The 7,604-nt window shown below is 37.3% G+C and carries 3 protein-coding genes; all 3 read right to left on the bottom strand.

Annotation, left to right across the window (positions count from 1 at the left end):
* Window positions 1-432: 432 nt before the first annotated feature.
* The 3 genes from HHU12_RS32350 to dnaE all read right to left on the bottom strand — a co-directional run bounded on the left by HHU12_RS32350 (window position 433) and on the right by dnaE (window position 7,261).
* Window positions 433-1,971, bottom strand: a complete 1,539-nt coding sequence (locus tag HHU12_RS32350) for an ammonium transporter (RefSeq protein ID WP_169660876.1) — start codon at window positions 1,969-1,971, stop codon at window positions 433-435.
* A 337-nt stretch (window positions 1,972-2,308) separates the two neighbouring features.
* Window positions 2,309-2,563, bottom strand: coding sequence for a hypothetical protein (locus tag HHU12_RS32345; protein WP_044211588.1), 255 nt, complete (start codon window positions 2,561-2,563; stop codon window positions 2,309-2,311).
* Window positions 2,564-2,992: 429 nt separating this feature from the next.
* Entirely contained in the window at window positions 2,993-7,261 is a 4,269-nt protein-coding gene (dnaE, locus tag HHU12_RS32340; protein ID WP_169660875.1) for a DNA polymerase III subunit alpha, read from the bottom strand.
* Window positions 7,262-7,604: the final 343 nt, after the last annotated feature.

Raw genomic sequence — 7,604 nt, 5'->3', positions numbered from 1 at the left:
GCGAATCAATTTTGCATCGATAAATTTGAGGAACCCGCGGTAGCGAAAAGAAAAAAACTGAAGGTTACCCACAAAAAAAGACCCAATAATTCTTAAAATTATTGAGTCTTATATCGAAATTAATTCACTGAAAAACTGTATCGTTTTTTCAGGACATTACAATTACGACCTTCCTACCTCTTCTATTTTAAGTACTGTGACAAAAGTAAAGGCGAATTAAAGAGGTATAAATTAAGAAAAGTGATTCGTGAAAAAAGGGTCTGAAAATGTATTCACACTTCATAAAACACCTCATGACAAAGTATGCTCATTCTTCATTCTTCATTCTTCATTCTTCATTCAAAAGAATCTTTCAGTTTATCAAAAAACAAAAAGGCAACCACAATATTGAATTATGGTTGCCCGTTCTTATATATTTTCCAAAGTACTTACTTAAGCTGCACTGCCTTGTCCCTGCTTTCCTTCAATATATTTTTTCAATTGTTTCATGGCTTCAATCAGAGGAACTGCTTCACCATGTTCGTCAATAAATGATACTTTTTTAGCATCAATTAGTTCTGTACGATACAATGGATCTAAACTTGCAAAATCTCCCATATTCAGAAGGTTATACCCTTTATCAGAAACTTGCATAGAAACATATCTTACTTTCTGAACAGAGTCATCTTGATAAAACTCTTCCGGCATCTGTCTGCCCATCAACATACCTTTCAATTCCTGTTCTGGAGAAACTCTAAGTCCATAAGTACCCTTGATGATTTTGAACATCACAATAGAAATTACAACTGTGAAAGTCAAACATACTTCTATCCCAATCGTCTGTATCAGGAGCTGTTCCCAACGTGGAAGTCTCAACAATTCCTCTTTTCCGAAAAGAGCAACGCATAAAGTACCGAAAATACCACCAAAACCATGCACTGGAATGGCTCCTACTGGGTCATCAAGCTTGAAAACGCGTAAGATTAAATCAAAACCAAGGTTGTGAATAATACCTGATAATAAACCGATGATCAATGCACTTAGCGGGGAAACCACATTACAGCAAGCAGTAATGGCTACAAGTCCTGTCAATGCTCCGCCAATCATTTTCTCTATCAACTCACTTCTATCTTGAAAGAAATAACAGAAGAAGAAAGCGGAGAAACAAGCGGCGGCACCGGCTAAATTGGTATTTAAAATGATTTCGAAAACACTATATTCAAACACCAATGTACTTCCTCCATTAAAGCCCCACCATCCTATCCAAAGGAGCATTACTCCTAAAATACTGTAAGAGTAATCTGAAGATTTAATGGTTTTTGGCTTGCCATTTTGATCAAACCTTCCGATTCTTGGTCCCACCATAATCATTCCTACAAGCCCTACACAGGCACCTACAGTGTGTACTACGGTAGATCCGGCAAAATCCATAAAGCCCATTTCAGACAACCATGCATAATTGTCTTTATAGAATAAATCACCCCAAGCCCAGTGGCCAAAAACAGGGTAAATAATAACTGCCGTGATGAGTGAACCTATGAAATAAGGGAAAACTCCTGTTCTGCCTGACATTGCACCTGAAACAATCGTCAGTGCCGTGCCTGCAAATACAAGCTGGAAAAGGAAAAATACAACTCCAGGAATATCCTGATCGCCATTGTTGAAATTTTGTCCGACAAATAGATCAAGGTCAAATCCGATAACACCAAAATAGGTTTTACCGAACATAAAGCTGAATCCGATGAGGAAAAAACCTAAAATCCCTGCCACTAAATCCAGCAGGTTTTTACTACCGACACTCGATCGGTGTTCCTTTTTTACCAGACCAGTCTCTAATGTTTTAAAGCCAGCCTGCATCAGTAATACAAGAACGGCAGAAAATAGCACCCACAATGTATTTGGCACATTGAAAGAGGCTAGAGTAGTAGTTTCATTTGCTAATAATAATGTAGGTGAAAACAATATCGCAAATGTTAAGATGAAATATAACATTGAAGTATAATTTATTGTTCGTCTGTTGTTAGTTAATCAAGATGAGATTTATAATACTCACACACTTAATTGATAAGTACAATTAAAAGTAAATATATTTATATAACCAAAGTTAATACGAGATAATTTTAATAATTACACAAAAACACCCTTATTTTGATGCGTTATTACTACAAAAAGAGATGATTCAATGCAAAAATGAAAATAGAAGTATCTTTTTAATTGAAAATCCCTATGCTAGATTATTCTCCTTATTTAGAAATGAGAAGCATCTTTTGGGCACAAAAAAAGCCATCAAAATTGATGGCTGAAAATATTTTTTCCAATGTCATTCAGACTAAGCTAATGCCTCTTCTAAAGAGTCCATTAATGCTTTTGCTACGCTTCTAGGTTTTTTGGATTTTAAATCTGCCAGAACGTCTTTAGCTTCTGCAACTTTTTGGTAAACACCGTCAGGGTTTCCGTCATTTTTGAAACTACCTAACACCCATGTTAAGTCGTTTACTTGTTGGTCGTACTCTCCTTTCTTGTTTAACTTCGTTAATTTGTCAAGTGCAGCTTCTGCGGCAGCTACGATTTTACTTTGGCTCATGATAATTATTTTAAATGCAATAGATATAATTTTTTGTATCATTAACGAAACAAAAATAGAAGTTATTCATTCACTTTGCAAGTGTTCACACGTAATAATCTATATGTATTCGTCAATTTCATTAAATGTATATAGAACAATTTAATTGAAAATTCAAAATATAAAATAACAATTTTCAGCTTTTAATCACATTTTATTCGTTTAGACAATACACTTTTATACAAAGAATTCTATGTTTTTCAAAATTCGTATTTCATGAAAAAATGATTAAAAAAAGTAATTTGTACGAATAAAAAGTTATAAATGAATTCTTTTTAGTAAGACTCTAATAGTCAACTGAATAAAAAAAGTGATTAATGTTAATTTAAAATTGTAACATTAATCACTTCAGATTTAAACGTATTGATGATGATCCATCAAGTGTTTTTATTAGTAAACTCTATATTCTATTCCTTCTAAACGGTCTAGATCATTTAAAAGCTCTGTAGAAGGATCTACTTTGTAACTTTTGGAGAATAAATTCACCACCATGTTGTCTTCTCTAGAAATTACCTCTAGTGACATTTCTCTAGTTCCTTTATGCTCTTCAACGATATTGACTAAATCCATGATCGTATCGTCACTAAGCATTGCAACATCCACTGACAAGTCAATTCCTCTACAGAAATGATCTTTGACAGAAGATAACGCCATGATCTTTTTAGGGTTGACCTCCCATTGACCCGGCGTTCTGTAATTCTCTTTTACTTGACCAATCACACAAACAAAATCACCTTCATTGAAGAAGTGACGGTTTTTGTTGAAGTTCTCTCCAAACATAGCCATCTGATGGGTTTGCTCGTAATCTTCAAGTGTCAGGATACCGAATTTATTACCATTTTTACTTTCTAGTATTTTGGCTTCAGTAATCATACCACCGATTTTGATTTCCTGCTGTTTATGCAAGTCAACGTGTTTGATAGGAATACAGAAGTTTTCCAACTCCATACGGTACATATCCAATGGATGACCTGAAATAAAGAAACCTACTACTTCTTTCTCAAAACGTAACTCTACAAGCTTCGACCAAGGTTCTAACTGTGGCAATTTAGGAGGAGGAACTGAACCGCCTGTACTTGCACCAAACAATGATGCTTGCGCAGACATTTTATCCGCTTGCACTCTGTTGCCGTACCTTAATAAGAGGTCAATTCCTGAGAACTTCTCTCCTTCTGGAATATGGAAATATTGTGCTCTGTGGAACTCATATTGATCGAATGATCCTGCATAAGCCAAACTTTCCATCACTTTTCTGTTGACGGCTTTAAGGTTGACTCTTTCCACAAAGTCAAAAATAGATTCATACGGTTTTTCCTGTCTGCCTTCGATAATAGCATTAATAGGTCCCGTACCTATTCCTTTTACAGCCCCTAACCCAAAACGAATCGCACCGTCTGCGTTAACGGAGAATTTATATTCAGATTCATTGATATCTGGACCAAGTACAGGAATTCCCATGTGGCTACATTCTTCCATAAAGAACGTCACCTTCTTAATGTCATTCATGTTGTGCGTCAACACAGATGCCATATATTCCGCAGGATAGTTGGCTTTTAAATATCCTGTATGGAAGGCTACCACTGAATAACATGTAGAGTGAGATTTGTTGAAGGCGTATGCTGCAAAGGCTTCCCAGTCCGTCCACACTTTTTCAAGTGCTTTCTGATCGTGACCATTGGAAGTACCACCTTCAATAAACTTCGGCTTCAATTGCTCTAGCAAGGCAAAGATTTTCTTACCCATCGCCTTACGCAGCATATCGGCTTCACCTTTCGTAAACCCTGCCAATGACTGTGACAACAACATTACTTGCTCTTGGTAGACCGTAATTCCGTAGGTCTCGGCAAGGTATTCGTCCATTTTGTCAATGTCATATACAATCTCTTCGTCACCGTGCTTACGGGCAATAAAGTTTGGAATGTATTCCAAAGGACCTGGACGGTACAGGGCGTTCATGGCAATTAAGTCACCAAAAACATCGGGTTTTAGTGCTCTTAAGTGCTTCTGCATACCAGCGGATTCAAACTGGAACGTACCGTTTGTTTCTCCTCTCTGGTATAATTCATATGTTTTACGATCATCCAACGGAATATCATCAGGATCGATTTCAATTCCATGACGTTGCTTGATCAGTTTTATGGCATCTTTGATAATGGACAAGGTTCTCAAACCCAAGAAGTCCATCTTCAGCATTCCGGCATTTTCTACTACAGAGTTGTCAAATTGCGTTACCAATAAGTCCGCATCTTTGGCTGTAGTTACTGGAATAAACTTCGTAATATCATCAGGTGTTATGATAATACCACAGGCGTGAATACCAGTGTTTCTTACAGAACCTTCAAGTATTCTTGCAGTATTAATTACCTCCCCTTCTAAAGTACCGTGTTCTTCGGAAATCGCTTTCAATTGATTCGCCATTTCCATCTGCTCACTGTTCAGCTTGTCTTCCAATTGTTGATCAGACATTCCAAACAGTTTTTTGAGCTTCATATCAGGTACTAGCTTTGCCAATCGATCTGAATCAGAAAGTGGCAAATCCATCACACGAGCGGTATCTTTAATGGACGACTTTGCCGCCATAGTACCGTAAGTGATAATATGAGATACTTGATTGAAACCATATTTATCGACTACCCAGTTGATAATTTTCTGCCTTCCTTCATCATCAAAGTCAATATCAATATCGGGTAAGGATACACGGTCAGGGTTCAGGAATCTCTCAAATAGCAAGTCGTATTTAATAGGGTCAACGTTGGTAATACCAATAGCATAGGCTACTGCAGAACCTGCCGCCGATCCACGACCAGGACCTACCGACACCCCCATATTACGAGCTTCAGTGGTAAAATCTTGTACAATCAAGAAGTAACCCGGATAACCTGTATTCTCAATCGTTTTCAATTCGAAATCCAAACGCTCACGAATATCATCCGTTATCTCGCCGTACCTTTTTTCAGCCCCCACATACGTAAGGTGTCTTAAGAAAGCATTCTCCCCTCTTTTGCCTCCATCTTTTTCATCTTCGGGATCTACAAATTCCTGAGGAATATCGAAGGCAGGCAAGAGGACATCACGTGCCAGTTTATAAGATTCGATCTTATCTACAATTTCCTGCGTACATTCAATCGCCTCAGGCAAATCGTAGAACAATTCTTTCATTTCATCGGCAGACTTAAAGTAGAATTGATTATTTGGGAAACCAAAACGATATCCTCTACCTCTACCAATTGGTGTCGATTTCTTTTCACCATCTTTTACACATAATAAAATATCATGTGCATCTGCCCCTGCCTCATCCATATAATAGACGTTATTGGCAGCGAAATATTTTACATTATATTTTTCTGCAAAACGAAGTAATACCTCATTGACGTGATCTTCCTCTTCCAGGCCATGACGGCATAATTCGATATAAAAATCGTCTTGGAAGTTTTCTAACCACCACACAAATTCCTGTTCTGCCTGTTCTTCACCGACATTCAGAATAAGATTATTTACTGGTGATTGTAAACCGCCCGTTGTAGCGATCAAGTCACCTTTATATTGCAGTAGTAATTCTTTATCAATTCGGGCGTAAGTACCATCTCTATCTGTATAGGCTCCATCAATAAAACCTTGAGAAGAGAGCTTGGCTAAGTTATGATACCCGTCTTTATTTTTAGCAATCAATACTTGAGAAGATCTTCTATCCGGATCATCTCTTGTAAACTTTCGCTTTTTATGGTCATTTACTAAGTACACCTCACAACCTACGATCGGCTTCAATTCTGCCTTTAATACATCTCTTACGAAATGATAAGCCGTATACATATTACCGTGATCAGTCAAACAAACGGCATCACAGCCATCTTCTTGAGATTTTGCTACTAAGTCACCAATGGTACAAGTGGCTCTCAGAATAGAGAATTGCGTATGCGTATGCAGGTGAGTAAACTTGACATCTTTCAGTCTTGCCAGACCTTCCTCTTTGCTTACATTACCTCTACCTAAATCTTTGGATTTGTTCTTAAAGGCAAAATTGGCTTCATCCAGTTCCGGTGCTTCATAAATGACTGCCTCTACGGCTACATCATTAATTGGCGTCACAACACCATGCTCGATCAAACCAAAGAAACAGCGTGCCGTAGCATCAACATCATAGGCGGCATCATGGGCGTCGGCAAAAGGAACTCCAAAAAGTTTATTATGAAGTTCTGTCAGTGAAGGCGATTTGAATTTACCTCCTCTACCACCTGGCAATGCACAGAAATCTGTGGAAGTGATCATGGTATCAATCACCTCTACTTCCTGAATCTTACTTTCGAGATCTACTCTTATAAATTCAGCCCCTGTAACATTTATATCAAACTGAAGGTTGTGACCTACCTGACGATCCGCTTTTGCTAAATCAATACGGAATTCTTCTAATACTTCCTTCAAGTCATGACCATGTTCCAATGCATGTTCCGTGGTAATACCATGGACTTTGGTTGCGTTAAAAGGAATGGTATAACCGTCCGGTCTCACAATCAGGTTTTGAGCTTTGATCAATTTACCATGGTCATCGTGAAGTTGCCATGCCAATTGAACTACTCTAGGCCAGTTGTCAAGATCGGTAAGAGGTGCATTAAAATTTTTCGGTAAACCTGTGGTTTCCGTATCGTATATGATATATGCCATTGCGGAGTATTGTCTAATTCAGTTTACAAAAATAGCAAAGTTATCAGAAGAATTCAGTAAATAAATCTAATTAATATGTAACTTCTTAAATAGAATTACGTTCCTTTGAACCTTGATTTTATAAGTACTAGAAAAAATAATCGGATATTTTACCTTATCTTTTTTATCCTACTCATCGTTAGATTTTTATCACGTAACTACGGTTATGCTCTGCAAATCTTCCTCGATTAGAATAAAAAATAACAACCTAAAATTATCCCTTTGCTTCTTTCCTAGTACTTAAGTACTGTGACAAAAGTAAAGGTACATTTTATCTTATCTTTTTTATCCTACTCTTCGTTAG

It is taken from the genome of Flammeovirga aprica JL-4 (genome assembly GCF_012844305.1).
Lineage (GTDB): Bacteria > Bacteroidota > Bacteroidia > Cytophagales > Flammeovirgaceae > Flammeovirga > Flammeovirga aprica.
The sequence above is the reverse complement of the archived record's forward strand: the minus strand, read 5'-3'. Positions and strand labels throughout refer to the sequence as shown.

Bases quoted from the DNA above. Each gene is read 5' to 3' on its own strand.
- HHU12_RS32350 (WP_169660876.1), bottom strand. From the start codon at position 1,971: ATGTTATATTTCATCTTAACATTTGCGATATTGTTTTCACCTACATTA.
- HHU12_RS32345 (WP_044211588.1), bottom strand. From the start codon at position 2,563: ATGAGCCAAAGTAAAATCGTAGCTGCCGCAGAAGCTGCACTTGACAAA.
- dnaE (WP_169660875.1), bottom strand. From the start codon at position 7,261: ATGGCATATATCATATACGATACGGAAACCACAGGTTTACCGAAAAAT.